The organism is Streptomyces lushanensis, from assembly GCF_001700515.1.
Taxonomy (GTDB): Bacteria; Actinomycetota; Actinomycetes; order Streptomycetales; family Streptomycetaceae; genus Streptomyces; species Streptomyces lushanensis.
In genome coordinates this window covers 23,944-39,716 of the sequence record NZ_MAUD01000147.1, presented here as the reverse complement: position 1 = coordinate 39,716, position 15,773 = coordinate 23,944, and the positions used below count along the sequence as shown (strand labels likewise).

General features: G+C 70.1%; 14 protein-coding genes, 1 tRNA gene and 2 pseudogenes. 10 read left to right on the top strand and 7 right to left on the bottom strand.

All coding sequences use genetic code 11. The annotated features are described in order from the left end of the window. A partial coding sequence (locus tag BFF77_RS13760; protein ID WP_066948506.1) for a sensor histidine kinase occupies positions 1-942 on the bottom strand: 942 nt, incomplete at its 3' end. A 156-nt stretch (positions 943-1,098) separates the two neighbouring features. Between BFF77_RS13760 and BFF77_RS13755 the strand changes: the two genes are divergently transcribed. The 7 genes from BFF77_RS13755 to BFF77_RS13725 all read left to right on the top strand — a co-directional run bounded on the left by BFF77_RS13755 (position 1,099) and on the right by BFF77_RS13725 (position 6,954). Then, a complete protein-coding gene (locus BFF77_RS13755) occupies positions 1,099-1,944 on the top strand; it encodes a hypothetical protein (RefSeq protein ID WP_066948487.1) in 846 nt (281 codons plus the stop codon). A gap of 30 nt (positions 1,945-1,974) precedes the next feature. Beyond that, positions 1,975-2,045: transfer RNA gene (locus tag BFF77_RS13750), tRNA-Gln, on the top strand. A 110-nt stretch (positions 2,046-2,155) separates the two neighbouring features. Then, a complete protein-coding gene (gene glmU, locus BFF77_RS13745) occupies positions 2,156-3,613 on the top strand; it encodes a bifunctional UDP-N-acetylglucosamine diphosphorylase/glucosamine-1-phosphate N-acetyltransferase GlmU (protein ID WP_079125127.1) in 1,458 nt (485 codons plus the stop codon). Positions 3,614-3,735: 122 nt separating this feature from the next. Continuing rightward, positions 3,736-4,713 (top strand): ribose-phosphate diphosphokinase, encoded by a 978-nt coding sequence (locus BFF77_RS13740; protein WP_066948481.1) that lies wholly within the window; start codon positions 3,736-3,738, stop codon positions 4,711-4,713. 341 nt (positions 4,714-5,054) lie between these two features. After that, positions 5,055-5,645: a 50S ribosomal protein L25/general stress protein Ctc gene (locus BFF77_RS13735; protein ID WP_066948478.1), complete on the top strand. Its 591-nt coding sequence runs from the start codon at positions 5,055-5,057 to the stop codon at positions 5,643-5,645. 152 nt (positions 5,646-5,797) lie between these two features. After that, positions 5,798-6,403, top strand: a complete 606-nt coding sequence (gene pth / locus BFF77_RS13730) for an aminoacyl-tRNA hydrolase (protein ID WP_066948475.1) — start codon at positions 5,798-5,800, stop codon at positions 6,401-6,403. A 74-nt stretch (positions 6,404-6,477) separates the two neighbouring features. Further along, positions 6,478-6,954 carry a hypothetical protein gene (locus tag BFF77_RS13725; protein WP_066948473.1) on the top strand — a complete coding sequence of 159 codons (477 nt, stop codon included), beginning with the start codon at positions 6,478-6,480 and terminating at the stop codon, positions 6,952-6,954. A gap of 216 nt (positions 6,955-7,170) precedes the next feature. Here the strand turns inward: BFF77_RS13725 and ppc are convergent, their stop codons facing one another. Continuing rightward, on the bottom strand, positions 7,171-9,900 hold the full coding sequence (gene ppc, locus BFF77_RS13720; protein WP_066948470.1) for a phosphoenolpyruvate carboxylase: 2,730 nt from the start codon (positions 9,898-9,900) through the stop codon (positions 7,171-7,173). A gap of 241 nt (positions 9,901-10,141) precedes the next feature. On the opposite strand from ppc, the gene BFF77_RS13715 reads away from it, so the two are divergent. Beyond that, on the top strand, positions 10,142-11,134 hold the full coding sequence (locus tag BFF77_RS13715) for an acyl-CoA desaturase (protein WP_066948468.1): 993 nt from the start codon (positions 10,142-10,144) through the stop codon (positions 11,132-11,134). Beyond that, positions 11,134-11,829, top strand: coding sequence for a TetR/AcrR family transcriptional regulator (locus tag BFF77_RS13710; protein ID WP_066948465.1), 696 nt, complete (start codon positions 11,134-11,136; stop codon positions 11,827-11,829). Before BFF77_RS13715 ends, BFF77_RS13710 begins: the two co-directional genes overlap by 1 nt. A 231-nt stretch (positions 11,830-12,060) precedes the next feature. On the opposite strand, the gene BFF77_RS13705 is transcribed toward BFF77_RS13710, so the two are convergent. After that, on the bottom strand, positions 12,061-12,960 hold the full coding sequence (locus BFF77_RS13705; protein WP_211280225.1) for a trans-aconitate 2-methyltransferase: 900 nt from the start codon (positions 12,958-12,960) through the stop codon (positions 12,061-12,063). Positions 12,961-13,092: 132 nt separating this feature from the next. Between BFF77_RS13705 and BFF77_RS13700 the strand changes: the two genes are divergently transcribed. Beyond that, positions 13,093-13,590 carry a MarR family winged helix-turn-helix transcriptional regulator gene (locus BFF77_RS13700; RefSeq protein ID WP_066948463.1) on the top strand — a complete coding sequence of 166 codons (498 nt, stop codon included), beginning with the start codon at positions 13,093-13,095 and terminating at the stop codon, positions 13,588-13,590. 27 nt (positions 13,591-13,617) lie between these two features. Here the strand turns inward: BFF77_RS13700 and BFF77_RS33235 are convergent. The 4 genes and pseudogenes from BFF77_RS33235 to BFF77_RS13685 form a co-directional block, all read right to left on the bottom strand. After that, a pseudogene (locus BFF77_RS33235) lies at positions 13,618-13,881 on the bottom strand (hypothetical protein); the annotation flags it as partial. A 198-nt stretch (positions 13,882-14,079) separates the two neighbouring features. After that, the gene (locus BFF77_RS13695; RefSeq protein WP_066948460.1) at positions 14,080-14,868 is read right to left on the bottom strand and encodes a response regulator transcription factor; all 789 of its coding nucleotides are present in this window, start codon (positions 14,866-14,868) and stop codon (positions 14,080-14,082) included. Between the two features lie 265 nt (positions 14,869-15,133). Further along, positions 15,134-15,505 (bottom strand): annotated as a pseudogene (locus BFF77_RS13690) (type II toxin-antitoxin system VapC family toxin); the annotation flags it as partial. Further along, on the bottom strand, positions 15,502-15,747 hold the full coding sequence (locus tag BFF77_RS13685) for a type II toxin-antitoxin system Phd/YefM family antitoxin (RefSeq protein WP_066948500.1): 246 nt from the start codon (positions 15,745-15,747) through the stop codon (positions 15,502-15,504). The gene BFF77_RS13685 and the pseudogene BFF77_RS13690, both read right to left, overlap by 4 nt. Positions 15,748-15,773: the final 26 nt, after the last annotated feature.

The window sequence follows — 15,773 nt, the reverse complement described above, 5'->3', positions numbered from 1 at the left end:
CGCTGCCGCAGCGGCGGCAGCCGCGGCAGCCGCCCGCCCCACGGCCGCCAGCGGAACCGCCGGCGAGAACGACTCCCCCGGCGAACCGTCCGCCGCCTTGCGCGCCGCCACCTGCTCACCGGCCCGCAGCACCCCGAGCATCTCCCGCAGCTCCGTCAGCGCCTGCCGCCCCATGTCACCCACCAGCGCGGCGTTCTTCACCGCCTTCGGCGGATCCTTCAACGCCACCGCCTGCAACGCCGCCGCGTGCACCACCATCAGGCTCACCCGGTGCGCCACCACGTCATGCATCTCCCGCGCGATCCGCGTGCGCTCCTCCGTACGCGCCCACTCCGCGCGCTGCTCGGCACGGTCGGCGAGCAGCGAAAGCTCCTGCTCCAGACTGTCCGCCCGCTCCCGCAGGCTCTCCATCAGCCGCCGTCTCGCCCCGACGTAGAGCCCGAACAGCACCGGCGGCGCGGTCAGCCCCACCGACATCAGGATCGCGACCACGGGCACGTACCAGCCCGTCGAGCCGAACGCCGTGTCCACCACGTTCTGCCGGGTCCGTACGAAGGTGACGATCAGCGTGCCCACGAGCGACATCCCGGCCAGCGCGCCGATGATCCGCCGCGGTGCCTCCGAGGCGGCGAGCGTGTACAGCCCGACCAGCCCCATCAGATAGCCCATCTCCGCCGGCGTGATCGCGATCGAGACCAGCACCACGGCGAACGGCCACCGCCGCCGCACCAGCAGCACCGCCCCGGCGATCAGCCCGAACAGCACCCCCAGCGGCACCGGCAGCGCGGCGGTGTCCGCGAACCGGACGCCCTCCAGCGCGCACTCCAGCGCCGACACCAGCGCCAGCCCCACATCCAGCACGGCACTCCGCCACCGCCCCCACCACCACAGACCGCGGGGAGTCACTCCCGCGGCGTCCTGATGCGCCCCCGTTGTGGTCATGTCTCCCACCCTACGGGCGCCCGCATCCCATTTTCCGGCGACCGCCCCACCACAGAACGCGACCGAACACGCCGGGAACGCGCGTCGATACCTCGAACTGGTGAATCACCCCCGCATTCGATCCGAGCGTCCGAAATCCGGACGACGATCACCTCTATGACAGCAATCCACAGCAAATATGCCGACTTCGAGGGACTCCGCGCACAGGCGGTGGCACTGCGCCGCGAGAGCCTGAGCCGCCGCCAGATCCGGGACCGTCTCCATGTCGACAACAACGACATCCTCAACCGCCTCCTGGAGGGCGAGCCGCCCCCGGACTGGACGAAGCGCCCGAACGCGAAGGACGACCTCCGCGAGAAGGCGCGGGAGCTGCGCCTGAAGGGCCTCACGTACGACCAGATACAGCTTGAGCTGGGCTGCTCGAAGAGTTCGATCTCCCTGTGGGTACGGGACCTGCCGAAGCCGCCGAAGCGCACTCCCGAGCAAGCGTCCGCAATTGCCAGGCGCGGCTGGGAACCGACCATGGAACGGCGCGAGGCCGAGCGACAGCGAACCCGGCAAACGGCCGCACAGGACATCGGTGCGATGTCCGACCGCGAGCTGTTTCTGCTCGGCGTCGGCTTGTACTGGTCCGAAGGAGCCAAAGCCAAGCCTCACCGACGTCAGGAGCGGGTGATCTTCACCAACAGCGATCCGCACATGGTTGCGGTCTTCTTGAAATGGCTCAGCCTGCTGGGCATCGGCACTGACCGGCTGCGGTGCCACATACAGATCCACGAGTCCGCCGACGTGCCGACAGCCGAGCGCTTCTGGGCAGGTGTCGTCGGCATCGATATCGACGCATTCGGCAAGACCACACTCAAGAGGCACAACCCGAAGACGAACCGCAGGAATATCGGCGACAGCTACAACGGGTGCCTCACCATTCGGGTACTGCAAAGCGCCGAGTTGTACCGTCGCATCGAGGGCTGGTGGTACGGCATAGTAGGAGCCGCACCGTAAGCCGATCCAGCAAATCGGACATAGCGGTAATCCCGGGTCGTCTAAGGGCAAGACGTCAGATTTTGGATCTGATCATGAGGGTTCGAGTCCTTCCCCGGGAGCTGCTCAGTTCGGGTCCCGACCTCACCGGTCGGGACCCGTCCTCGTTTCCGGGGCGAAACCCCCCGGTATCCTGCGGTTGTCCACCACCCGAAAGCCGAAGGGCATTCCCGTGAGCGCCAACCGCCCGGCAGCCGTCGTCGTTCTCGCAGCGGGTGAAGGGACCCGCATGAAGTCGAAGACCCCCAAGGTTCTGCATGAGGTCTGCGGGCGCTCGCTCGTCGGACATGTCGTCGCCGCGGCCCGTGAGCTGGGGCCCGAGCAGCTCGTCGTCGTCGTGGGGCACGCGCGGGAGCAGGTCGAGGGGCATCTCTCCGCCGCGTACGAGGGCGTGCGCACCGCCTATCAGGCCGAACAGAACGGCACCGGGCACGCCGTGCGGATCGGGCTCCAGGAGCTGGGCGGGACGCCCGACGGGACGGTGGTCGTCGTATGCGGTGACACCCCGCTGCTGACCGGCGAGACCCTCAGGGCGCTCGCCGCGGCCCATGCCGCCGACGGCAACGCCGTGACCGTGCTGACCGCCGAGGTCCCGGACTCGACCGGGTACGGGCGGATCGTCCGGGACGGCGCCGGCGGCGCGGTCAGGGCGATCGTGGAGCACAAGGACGCCACCGAGGCGCAGCGTGCGATCCGCGAGATCAATTCGGGTGTCTTCGCCTTCGACGGGCAGCTGCTCGCGGACGCGCTGGGCAAGGTCCGTACGGACAACAGCCAGGGCGAGGAGTACCTCACGGATGTGCTGGGCATTCTGCGGGAGGCCGGGCACCGGGTGGGCGCGTCGGTCGCGGTCGATCACCGGGAGATCCTGGGGATCAACAACCGGGTGCAGCTCGCGGAGGCGCGTCGGCTGCTGAACGAACGGCTGCTGGAGCGGGCGATGCTGGCGGGGGTGACGGTGGTCGATCCGGCGTCGGTGTTCGTGGATGTGACGGTCACGTTCGAGCCGGACGCGGTGGTGCATCCGGGCACGCAGCTTCTCGGGTCGACGCATCTGGCCGAGGGCGCCGAGGTGGGGCCGAATTCGCGCCTGAGGGACACGCAGGTCGGCGCGGGCGCCCGGGTGGACAACACGGTCGCGGACGGCGCGGTGGTGGGCGAGGCGGCGACGGTCGGCCCGTACGCCTATCTGCGGCCGGGTACGCGGCTGGGCGTGCGGTCGAAGGCCGGTACGTATGTGGAGATGAAGAACGCGACGATCGGCGAGGGCACGAAGGTGCCGCATCTGTCGTACGTGGGGGACGCGACGATCGGTGAGCACACGAACATCGGTGCCGCGAGTGTCTTCGTGAACTACGACGGGGTGCGCAAGCACCACACCACGATCGGCTCTCACTGCCGGACCGGGTCGGACAATATGTTTGTGGCGCCCGTCACGGTCGGGGACGGGGTGTACACCGCGGCCGGTTCGGTGATCACGAAGGACGTGCCGGCCGGTGCGCTGGCCGTCGCCCGGGGCCAGCAGCGGAATATCGAGGGCTGGGTGGCCAGGAAGCGCCCGGGGAGCGCGGCGGCGCAGGCGGCCGACGCGGCCCTTACGACACCGGGGAGCGCCGGGAACGAGAGCTGAGCGGAAGCTGACCGGAAACAGATGCGCCATAGTCGGCGTACCGTGATATCTGCACGATTCGGCTGGCTCGCAAGGCGACACGCGGGCACAGCGGCCATCAACACGTCTGAGGAGACAGTGCTGTGACCGGGATCAAGACGACCGGCGAGAAGAAGCTGATGCTCTTTTCCGGCCGCGCCCACCCCGAGCTGGCCGAGGAGGTCGCCCATCAACTGGGTGTGGGGATCGTCCCCACCAAGGCATTCGATTTCGCCAACGGTGAGATCTATGTCCGGTACCAGGAGTCGGCGCGCGGTGCGGACTGCTTCCTGATTCAGAGCCACACGGCTCCGATCAACAAGTGGATCATGGAACAGCTCATCATGATCGATGCGCTGAAGCGGGCCTCGGCCCGGAGCATCACGGTGATCGTTCCCTTCTACGGCTATGCCCGTCAGGACAAGAAGCACCGCGGCCGGGAGCCGATCTCGGCCAGGCTGGTGGCGGATCTGATGAAGACCGCCGGTGCCGACCGGATCCTGACCGTGGATCTGCACACGGACCAGATCCAGGGTTTCTTCGACGGTCCGGTGGACCATCTCTTCGCGCTGCCGGTCCTCGCGGACTATGTGGCGGGGAAGGTGGACCGGACCAAGCTGACGGTGGTCTCTCCGGACGCGGGCCGGGTGCGGGTCGCGGACCGCTGGTGCGACCGGCTGGGCGCGCCGCTGGCGATCGTCCACAAGCGCCGGGACAAGGATGTCGCGAACCAGGTGACGGTCCACGAGGTGGTCGGCAATGTGGCGGGCCGGGTCTGTGTCCTGGTCGACGACATGATCGACACGGGTGGCACGATCTGCGCCGCGGCGGAGGCGCTGTTCGCGCATGGCGCGGAGGATGTGATCGTGACGGCGACGCACGGTGTGCTGTCGGGTCCGGCGGCCGACCGGCTGAAGAACTCGCAGGTGAGTGAGTTCGTGTTCACGAATTCGCTGCCGGATCCGGGCAATCTGGATCTGGACAAGATCACGGTTCTGTCGATCTCGCCGACGATCGCCCGCGCGGTCCGTGAGGTCTTCGAGGACGGTTCCGTGACGAGTCTCTTCGAGGAGCAGGCGTAGTACGGCGTGCGGGCGTGTTTCGGCACGCCAGGCAGGCCGGCCCGGCGGGCACGGCCGGGCACGCGTAGTACGGCAGGCAGGCGTGGCACGGCGGGCAGGTACGCAGGCGTGGCACGGCGGGCATCGGCGCCCCCCGTGCCGGCTCTTCGGCCGGTAGCCGGTTGATCGATTTCTGAGGCGGCCTCCCCGCCGGGTAGACTCGGCGAGTTGCTCGGCGAGGGGAGGCCGCACTGTTCCGGTGCGGCGGTCCGTTATCGACGCGCTCTTCGTAGCAGGCCTGTCGGGGCCGGGTGACGGCCGATTCCGGTCACCTTCCGCCCGTTTCTACGAGGAGTGCAGCCATGGCTGAAGTCAAGATCAGCGCCGAGATCCGTACCGAGTTCGGCAAGGGCGCCGCCCGCCGTACCCGTCGCGCCAACAGGGTTCCCGCGGTCATCTACGGCCACGGCGCCGACACCGTCCACGTGACCCTGCCGGGCCATGACCTGATGATGGCGCTGAAGACCGCGAACGCGCTGCTCGGTCTGGACATCGAGGGCCGCAAGGAGCTGGTGATCCCGAAGGCCGTGCAGCGCAACGCGATCAAGGGCTTCATCGAGCATGTCGACCTGCTCGCGGTGAAGCGCGGCGAGAAGGTCACCGTCGAGGTCGCGGTGCACACCGAGGGCGACCTGGCGCCGGGCGCCAACCTGCTGGAGAACGTGCTCAACACCCTGACCGTCGAGGCCGAGGCCACCCACATCCCGGAGTCCGTCACGGTCTCCGTCGCGGGCCTGGACGCCGGTGACTCGATCGTGGCCAAGGATGTCCCGCTGCCGTCGGGCACGACGCTCGTCACGGACGAGGACGCGGTCGTCATCCAGATCCTGGCCGCGCAGGCCGAGGAGCCGGCCGCGGAGGGCGAGGGCGCCGCCGAGGGCGCCGAGGCCTGATCCGTACGCTGTGCCCCACGGGGTGGCAGGGCCGTCGGCGGCCCTGCCACCCCGTTCGCCTGTACGAGGCACCGGGCGGAGCGCCGGGCGCGGGCACACCACCCGTACGTTCGTTCCGCACCCGTATACGTATGCGAGGAGACGCAGCGCGGATGACGACAGATGCCAACGCCCCCCAGGCCCCCTGGCTGATCGTGGGGCTGGGGAACCCGGGGCCGGGCTATGCGGCCAACCGGCACAACGTCGGGTTCATGGTGGCCGATCTGCTGGCGGCCCGTATCGGCGGCTCGTTCCGGCGGGCGCAGAAGGCGCAGGCCACGGTGGTCGAGGGCCGCATCGGTCCGCCCGGTCCCGCGAACCGCCGTGTCGTGCTGGCCAGGCCCACCTCGTACATGAATCTCTCCGGCGGCCCGGTCGTCGGGCTGCGTGACTTCTACAAGGTGCCGATCGAGCGGATCGTCGCGGTCCATGACGAGCTGGACATCGACTACGGCACGCTGCGGCTGAAGCTGGGCGGCGGGGACAACGGCCACAACGGGCTGAAGTCGATGACGAAGGCGATGGGTCCCGGCTACCACCGGGTGCGCTTCGGGATCGGCCGGCCGCCGGGCCGGATGCAGGTGGCCGACTTCGTGCTGAAGGACTTCTCGCCTGCGGAGCGCAAGGAGCTGGACTACTTCGTGGACCGGGCGGCGGACGCGGTGGAGGCGCTGGTGCTGGAGGGCCTGGAGCGGGCCCAGAGCACGTACAACTCCTGACAACCTCCGCATACGCCGTCGTTCCGCGGCCGGAAGTTGACCGGGCGTGCGCCCATGGCCAAGGATCCCGCCCTATGAAGGGGAAGCGGAGCAATTCCGACCGCGTGCTGTCGTTCGGCCGCCGGGCGGCGATGGCCTGTGTGGCCCTGCTGCTGCTGGTCGCCGGCGTCTGGTCGTCCTGGACCTCGGCCCAGCACGTGGTGCTCGCCAAGGGCCGTGAGCACGGCACGCTGACGGTGGAGCGCTGCGTGGACCAGAGCTGCACCGGGCCCTACGACCCGGACGGACCGCAGGGGCCGCGCGCCGGAATGAGGATCGGGCAGTCGGTGGCCGTGAAGAAGGGCGAGCGGTTCCCGGTCGTGGTGAAGCCCGACACGGACGAGCTGGTGCGTACGGGTACGCCCGGTCTGCTGTACGCGTGGGTTCCGCTCGGCGGGGCGCTGCTGCTGGCCTCTCTGATCGTCGGCGGCGGGCTGGGACTGACCCGGACGGCGTGGGGGACGGCGCTGGCGGGCGGGGCGCTGCTGCTGGCCGCGTTCTTCGCGGTCTGACCGGCGGCGCGTACCGCGCGAGCGCCTCCCGGACCGGGCACCGTACGCGGCGCCCGTACCGCAGGAAGCCGCCCGTACCGCGCGACGCACGAGCGCACCGCACCGCACATACCTCATGGCACCGCCCCGCTCCGGAAGCCCGGAGCGGGGCGGTGCCGGTAACGGTGTCGCTACGTACGGCGGGAAACGGCGGGCGGGAAAACGGCGGGAAACCCGTCAGCCGGTGTTGCGCAGCCCCGCCGCGACTCCGTTGACCGTCAGCAGCAGCGCCCGCGCGAGCAGCGGGTCGGGGCTCTCCTGGCGCTCGGCCGCCGCGCGCTGGCGTGCCAGCAGCGAGACCTGGAGGTAGGAGATCGGGTCGAGATAGGCGTCCCGGATCGCGAAGGTCTGCTGGAGCGCCGGGTTGGAGTCGAGGAGCTTGTGGCCGCCGGTGATCCGCAGCACCTCCGCCACGGTGAGCGCGTGCTCCGTCTCGATGTCCACGAAGACGTGCTTCAGCTCGTCCGGCACCAGCGTGTCCACATAGTGGCGGGCGATGCGCAGGTCGGTCTTGGCGAGTGTCATCTCGACGTTGGAGAGGAAGTTGCGGAAGAAGTGCCACTGCTCGTACATCTCGTCCAGGACCGTGTCGGACCCGGCCTCGCGCAGTGCCTTCAGGCCGGAGCCGACGCCGTACCAGCCGGGCACGATCTGCCGCGACTGGGTCCAGCCGAAGACCCACGGGATGGCCCGCAGCCCGTCGAGTCCGGCCCCGGAGTCGGGCCGGCGGGAGGGACGGGAGCCGAGGTGCAGGTCGGCGAGCTGGTCGACGGGTGTGGAAGCGAAGAAGTACGAGGGCAGGTCGGGGTCCTCGACGAGCCCGCGGTAGGCGGCGTGTGCGGCGTCGGAGACGATGTCCATCGCCGCGTCCCAGCGGGCCAGTGCCTCGCCCGACTGGCGCGGCGCGGTGTGCAGGGCCGAGGCCTGGAGGGTGGCGGCGACGGTCAGTTCCAGGTTCTCCCTGGCCAGGGAGGGGATCAGATACTTGTCGGAGATGACCTCGCCCTGTTCGGTCACCTTGATCTCGCCCTCCAGCGTGCCCCAGGGCTGGGCGAGGATCGCGTCGTGCGAGGGCCCGCCGCCGCGGCCGACGGTGCCGCCGCGGCCGTGGAAGAGCCGCAGCCGTACGCCATGGCGGTGGGCCACGTCGCGCAGCCGGCGCTGGGCGCGGTGGATCTCCCACTGGGAGGTGGTGATGCCGCCGAACTTGGAGGAGTCGGAGTACCCGAGCATGACCTCCTGGACGTCGCCGCGCAGTGAGACGAGTCTGCGGTAGGAGGGATCGGCGAGCATCTCGTCGAGGATGACGTCGGCGGCGCGCAGCTCGTCGGTGGTCTCCAGCAGCGGCACGATGCCGATCTTGGCCCAGCCGCCGTGCAGATCGATCAGTCCGGCCTCGCGGGCCAGTACGGCGGCGGCGAAGACGTCGTCGGCGCCCTGGCACATGGAGATGATGTACGACTCGATGACCTCGGGGCCGAAGCGCTCGAAGGCCTCCTTGACGGTGAGGAAGACGCCGAGGGTCTTGTGTCCCGCCGCGTCGAGGGGCGCCGGGCTCGGTGCGAGCGGCCGGCGGGAGCGCAGTTCCTTGGCGAGCAGCTTCTGCCGGTAGTCGCGCGGCATGTCGCTGTAGCGCCAGGACTCCTCGCCGAGCCGGTCGAAGAGCTGTCCGAGCGCGTGGTGGTGGGCGTCGGCGTGTTCCCGTACGTCCATGGTGGCGAGCTGGAGGCCGAAGGCGGCGAGCGTACGGATCGTACGGTCCATGCGGCCGTCGGCGAAGAGGCCCCCGCGGTGCTCGCGCAGGGAGGTCTGGATGAGGGTGAGGTCGTCGAGCAGTTCGGCGGTGCCGAGGTAGTCGCGGCCCTCGTCGTGCGGGGTGCCCTTGGCCAGGCGCTCGCGGGTGTTGACGAGCTTCTGGCGGATGCAGGTCGCCTTGAGGCGGTAGGGCTCCTCGGCGTTGAGCCGCTTGTAGCGGGGGCTGATCTCGGGGAGCCGCTCCAGGTCGGTCCGCAGGGAGGCGAGCAGTTCCTCGGTGGCGCCGGTGTAGCGGATGGAGTTGGAGAGCTGGCCGCGGAGCTGGTCGATCAGTCCCAGCGCGTCGGTGATGCCGTGCTCGTGCTGGAGGATCAGCACCTCGCGGGTGACCTGCGGGGTGACGTTGGGGTTGCCGTCGCGGTCGCCGCCGATCCAGGTGCCGAAGGTGAGCGGCCTGGTGCCCGAGGGCAGTTCGACGCCGACGCGCTCCAGCTCGCCGACGAGGTCCTCCAGCACGTCGCCGACGGCGCCGACGTGCAGTTCGTCCAGGTAGTAGATGGCGTTGCGCGCCTCGTCGACGGGCTCGGGCCGTACGACGCGCAGTTCGTCGGTCTGCCAGATCAGGTCGATGGACTCGGCGAGCCGCAGGTCGTGGCGGCGCCGGTCGGAGGCGATGACCGGTGCTTCCAGCAGTTCGGCGACCCGGCGGAGCTTGTTCAGCACCGAGCGGCGCGCGGCCTCGGTGGGGTGCGCGGTGAACACGGGCCGTACGTTGAGGTTCTTGACGGTTTCGCGCAGATGCTCCGGGTCGGCGTCCTTGAGCCGGTCGGCGGTACGGGCGAGCAGCCCGCCCTCGGCCGCGCGCCGTTCGCGCATCTCCCGGCCGCGGTGCACCTGTTCGGTGACGTTGGCGAGATGGAAGTAGGTGGAGAACGCGCGCACCAGTTTGGCGGCGGTCTCCAGGTCGGTGTCGCCGAGGAGTTCGGCCGCGGCCTCGCCGTTCTCGCGCGTCAACGCGCGGACGCGCTCGACCAGGTCGAGGAGCTCCGGGCCTTCCTGGCGTACGAGTGTCTCGCCCAGCAGGTCACCTAGACGGCGGATGTCTGAGCGCAGTTCCGCGCTGGCGGATGGGGTCTGGTCGGCACTGCTCACAGGTGCGGCTCCTTGCAGTGTTAGAGCACGTCTGGAGGGTTCTGGAGACTTCGCGGACCGCGCTGTCCGACGACCACAAGGATAGGTGTCCTTCGCCTGGTGTTATCCACAGGCCTCTTGTCGCGGCGTTCGGCGCTGCCATACTTACGATGCCGTAGGTTACGCACCCGTATCGAGGTTTCCGCTCCAGTTCCGCCCCATTTCTCACCCCAGGCCCATTCCTCACCCCAGGGGACCCCCAATGACCACACCCCCCGATGTGATCGAAGATTCCTCCCTTCCTCCCCAGCCCGCCGACGGCGAGCCGCTTCCCTCCGCCACGCTCGGCGGGGACAGCAAGGGGACCATCGAGCAGGTCGCTCTGCTGCTCTTCATCGCCATCCCCTTCCTCGCCCTGCTCGCGGCGGTGCCGCTGGCCTGGATGTGGGGAGGGGTGAGCTGGCTCGATCTGGGCCTGATGGTGGCGATGTACTACATCGGCTGCCATGGCGTCACGATCGGCTATCACCGTTACTTCACGCATGGTTCCTTCAAGGCGAGCCGCCCGCTGCGGATCGCGCTCGCCGTGGCCGGTTCGCTCGCCGTGGAGGGCCCGCTGGTCCGCTGGGTGGCGGACCACCGCAAGCATCACAAGTATTCGGACGCCGAGGGTGACCCCCACTCGCCCTGGCGCTTCGGCGAGACGCTGCCGGCCCTGCTGAAGGGGCTGTGGTGGGCGCATATCGGCTGGCTGTTCGACGAGGAGCAGACACCGCAGCACAAGTACGCGCCGGATCTGATCAAGGATCCCGCCATCCGCTCGATCTCCCGGCAGTTCGCGCTGTGGACGGTCGTCTCGCTGGCGCTTCCGCCGCTGGTCGGCGGGCTGGTGACGATGTCCTGGTGGGGTGCCTTCACGGCGTTCTTCTGGGGCTCGCTGGTCCGGGTGGCGCTGCTGCACCATGTCACCTGGTCGATCAACTCGATCTGCCACGCGGTCGGCAAGCGTCCCTTCAAGTCGCGTGACCGTTCGGGCAATGTGTGGTGGCTCGCGGTCCTCTCCTGCGGCGAGTCGTGGCACAACCTGCACCACGCGGACCCGACCAGCGCGCGGCACGGCGTGCTCAGGGGCCAGATCGATTCCAGCGCCAGGATCATCCGCTGGTTCGAGCTGCTCGGATGGGCCTCCGACGTGCGCTGGCCCAGCGCTTCCCGCGTGGACGCCCGGCGCAAGAGCGCACCTGCCAAGGCATGATGGGCACCGTGGCGATCGACGGCAGTACCAGCAAGCAGGGCAGTCCCGAGAAGGGCCGGACCACCGGGAGCCGACGCGCCCGCCGGGTCCGGATGACCGGTGCGGAACGCCGTGAGCAGCTGCTGGACATCGGCCGTACGGTCTTCGCCGAGAAGGGCTTCGAGGCCACGTCGGTGGAGGAGATCGCGGCGAAGGCCGGGGTGTCCAAGCCCGTCGTGTACGAGCACTTCGGCGGCAAGGAAGGGCTGTACGCGGTGGTCGTGGACCGCGAGATGCGTCAGCTCCTGGACATGGTCACGGGTGCGCTGACCGCCGGGCACCCTCGTGAGCTGCTGGAACAGGCCGCGTTCGCGCTGCTCGACTACATCGAGACGTATACGGACGGTTTCCGCATCCTGGTGCGTGACTCCCCGGTCGCGCAGTCCACGGGTACCTTCGCTTCGCTGATCAGCGACATCGCCACCCAGGTCGAGGACATTCTCGGGATGGAGTTCAAGGCGCGCGGCTTCGATCCGAAGCTGGCGCCGCTGTACGCGCAGGCGCTGGTGGGCATGGTGGCGCTGACCGGCCAGTGGTGGGTGGACACCCGGCGGCCGAAGAAGGCCGAGGTCGCGGCGCATCTGGTGAATCTGGCCTGGCACGGCCTGGAGGGGCTGGAGCCGAAGCCCCGGCTGATAGGCCACCGCAAGATCTGATCCGCGTGAGCGCGGCGGCGGAGCGAGGTGCGCGAACGCCGTACGGGAGACGCCACCCGTACGGCGTTCGCGGCGTCTGTACGGCTGTACGGCGTTCGCGGCGTCCGGGACCCGTCGGCCTCGGGTCATGACTCCCCCGTCCTGGCAGGGGACCCCGGTCATGACAGGGGGGTCCCCGGTCATGGCAGGCGGCGCGCGACGCCGCGGGCGCGGCATGGAGCGCGTACCGCCTCAGGGCCTCTTGTGGGCGACGGCGAAGACGCGGCGGAAGGGGAAGACCGTGCCGTGGGGGCCCGGCGGGTAGGCCTCGTGGAGCAGGGCGCGGTACTCGTCGGTGAATTCCGCCGCCGCCCGCGCGTCGTCGGCGAGTGCGGTGAGGACGGGCCGCAGCGCCGTCCCCTTCACCCAGTCGAGGACCGGGTCCTCGCCGGTGAGCCGCTGGACGTAGGTGGTCTCCCAGACGTCCGCCGTGCAGCCCAGGTCCGTCAGGCGCGCGAGATAGTCGGCGGGTTCCGGCACGGTGTCGACACGCCGGCCGGAGTGTGCCAGCCGCTCGCGCCAGCGCGGGGACTCGCACAGCTCGGTGAGGAGCGTGTGGCTCGGCGCGCCGAAGTTGCCGGGCACCTGGAAGGCGAGGACGCCACCGGGCACCAGGCCGTCGAGCCAGCCGGCGAAGGAGTCGGCGTGGCCGGGGACCCACTGGAGGGCGGCGTTGGAGACGATCAGACCGTACGGTTCCGCGGGCGCCCAGTGCGCGAGGTCGGCGCTCCGGAAGTCCATCGCTCCGCCGCCCGGCGTGGGTCCGGCGTACTCCCTCCTCGCCCGGTCGAGCATCTCCGGGGAGTTGTCGAAGCCGGTGATACGGGCGGTGGGCCAGCGGTCGGCGATCAGCGCGGTGACATTGCCGGGGCCGCAGCCGAGGTCGGCGACCCTGAGCGGCCCGGAAGGCCCGGAAGGCCCGGTGGATCCGCTGGACCCGGCGGGCTCGGCGGACCCGGCGCCGGGCGGTTCGGGAACGCGGGCCAGCAGGTCCAGGAACGGGCGGCTGCGGTGGCCGGCGTGCCGGAGGTACTGGGCCGGGTCCCAGGTCGGCGCGGAAGGCACGGAGGGTGTGGACGGTACGGAGTGCATGGACGAGCCCCCATCGCGATTACGGGTCGGCCGGCCTGCCGGAGCGGTCCGGGCCGTTCGGTCCCAGCCTGCACCGCGAGATATCTTGACGTCAAGAGACTTCATATCGAGGGACCCTTTACACTGATCGCCATGGAGGACGAGGTCGACCGACTGACAGCGGCATGGCGCCGGGAGCGCCCCGACCTCGACGTGGAACCGCTCGAGGTCCTCAGCCGTGTCAGCAGGCTGGCCCGTCATCTCGACCGCGCGCGCCGGATCGCGTTCTCGGAGCACGCTCTGGAGCCGTGGGAGTTCGACGTGCTGACCTCGCTGCGGCGCGCCGGCGACCCGTATCAGCTCTCCCCCGGACAGTTGCTGACCCAGACCCTGGTCACCTCCGGCACGATGACGAACCGTATCGACCGGCTGGCGCAGAAGGGCCTGGTCGAGCGGCTGCCCGACCCCAACGACCGGCGCGGGGTGCTGGTCCGGCTGACCGCGGAGGGCCGCGACCGAGCGGACCAGGCGCTCGCCGGGCTGCTGGCCCAGGAACGCGCGATCCTCGCGGAGCTCTCCCGGGCGCAGCGGGCCGAACTGGCGGGACTGCTCCGCCAGTTGACAGCGCCGTTCGACAACATCCCCAGCTAGGCCCGGTCCGGCCTCCTCCTGCAACGGTCAACAGCCCCTGCCCCCCGCCACCGGTGCGGCCGACGCCGGCTCAGCGGCTCGGCCGAGCTTGAGCAGGAGGCCGGCGAGCTCGGTCGGCAGGGTGATCATGCAGTCGCGGCCGGTCGCCAGTTCCCACACCTGTGCGGGCGCACCGTTCGGCTGTATCGCGGGGACGGGTCGCCGGGCAAAGCCTTCCGGCTCGCCGACAACGCAGTGGATGGGCGTTCGCGGGATGGTGTTCACGGCCGGGTTGTCCCGTCGGACCGGTTGCGCGGTCCCCGGACACGGATAGCGAAGCGAGCCCCGGTCCGAACCGGTCCGTAGGCCCCGGCCAGGTCCGGTACGTACCCCTCGCCACCGGCCGTACGCGCCGGTCCCGCACTCCGGTCACCGGCACCGGCGCACCGCCACCGACACCCGCGCGCTTCGCCGGACGGGCGGGTTTCCTCGCCCGTCCGGCGGCGTCGGTCAGCCCGTTGACGTGGCGGGCTGGGCGGCCAGGCTCACCGGACCCACTCCGGCCCTGCGCGCCAGTGCCACGGCGGCCAGCGTCGAGTGCACGCCCAGCTTCCCCAGCACGTTCTGCATATGCGTGCGCACGGTGTGCGGAGAGAGGAAGAGCCGCTCGGCGACGGCCTTGCGGCCCAGGCCGGCGACCATGCACCGCAGCACCTCACGCTCGCGCGGTGTGAGCGACTCGACCAGCCGTTCGCTCTCCGTACGGTGCTTGCGCGCGGCCGTCAGCTCCCGCAGCACGCCCGTGAGCAGGGCGGGCGGCAGATGCGTCTCGTCCCGCAGGACACCACGCATCACGGCGAGCAGCCGTTGGAGCGAGCAGTCCTTCGCGACCCAGCCGGACGCGCCCGCCTGGAGCGCCAGCGCGGCGCGGCGCGGGTCGTCCTTCTCGGCGAGCACGACCGTACGGACGGACGGCTGGCCGGAGCGGACTCCGGCGACCAGCGAGATGCCGTCGACCGGCACCGCCTCGCCGTCGTCCGGCACGGCGCGCGCGACCGGCACCTGAACCGGTCCCGCCGCCGTGCTCCCGGCCGCTCCCGCGACCGTGCCGAGGTCGGCGTCGACGAGCATCACATCGAATCTGCGCCCCTCGGCCGCTCCCCGATCCAGACAGCGCAGCGCGGCAGGACCACTGCCTGCCGCCGCGACGTCCACATCGGGCTCGGCCGCGAGCGCGGCGGCGAGCGACTCGGCGAAGATGCGGTGGTCGTCCACCACCAGAACCCGGATACGTACCAATGGACACCCCCTGAAGGCGGGGAGCGGACAGCGCGGGCACGGCGCCCGGTGTGCGGTGGTACGTCAGTGGCACGGCCGCCGCCGTGTGTTGACCGCTACCCCACCCCGGGCGTCGTACCCGACTTGACTCCACCCCTGATCAGCACCGGCCCCCACCGGTGCTGTGCATCAGCGTACGGCCGTCGGCCCGGAGTGGAAGGAATTTCACAGAACTCGTCGGCCGGCCACCGCGGAACGGCCCCTGGACGGCGCGGGGCGGCTTCTGCACGGGCATGATCTGCACGTCGTAGTACGGAATCCATTTGTCCCGGGTCAGAAGAGTCATGCCCTCGATCTGTGCCTGGGCGATGAGCAGCCGGTCGAGCGGATCCCGGTGGTGCTCGGGCAGCCTGCCCGCGCGGACGCCGTGCCCCGCCGTGACCGGCAACGGTGTGAACTGACTGTCCCGAGCCCGTTCTGCCAGGTCCTCGGGCCCGTCAAGTTTGCCGAGCGACTGTTTGACGGCGATCTCCCACGGCGACACCGCGCCGGCATACACCGCCGGCTCCGTGTCGAGCAGATCCTTGACGCCGTCGGCGAGCTCCGGGGAGTCGTCGAGCCACCAGAGGATCACATGAGTGTCGAGCAGCAGCCTCATCGACGCATCCCGAATTCGTCGGCGATGCCGTCGGGCAGTTCGTCGAAGTCGTCGGCGATGCGAATCCGCCCCTTGAGCGAGCCACGCCCTGTGCGCCGTACCTCGGGCCTCAGCGGTACGACCTTCGCGACCGGCACCCCCGCCTTGCTGATCACGACCTCTTCGCCGGTCGCGACCTGCTCCAGGATGCGCGAGAAATGCGTCTTCGCCTCGTGCACGTTGTACTGACGGGCTGCTTCCACGGGTGCCTCAAAGGCGTTCACAAGCG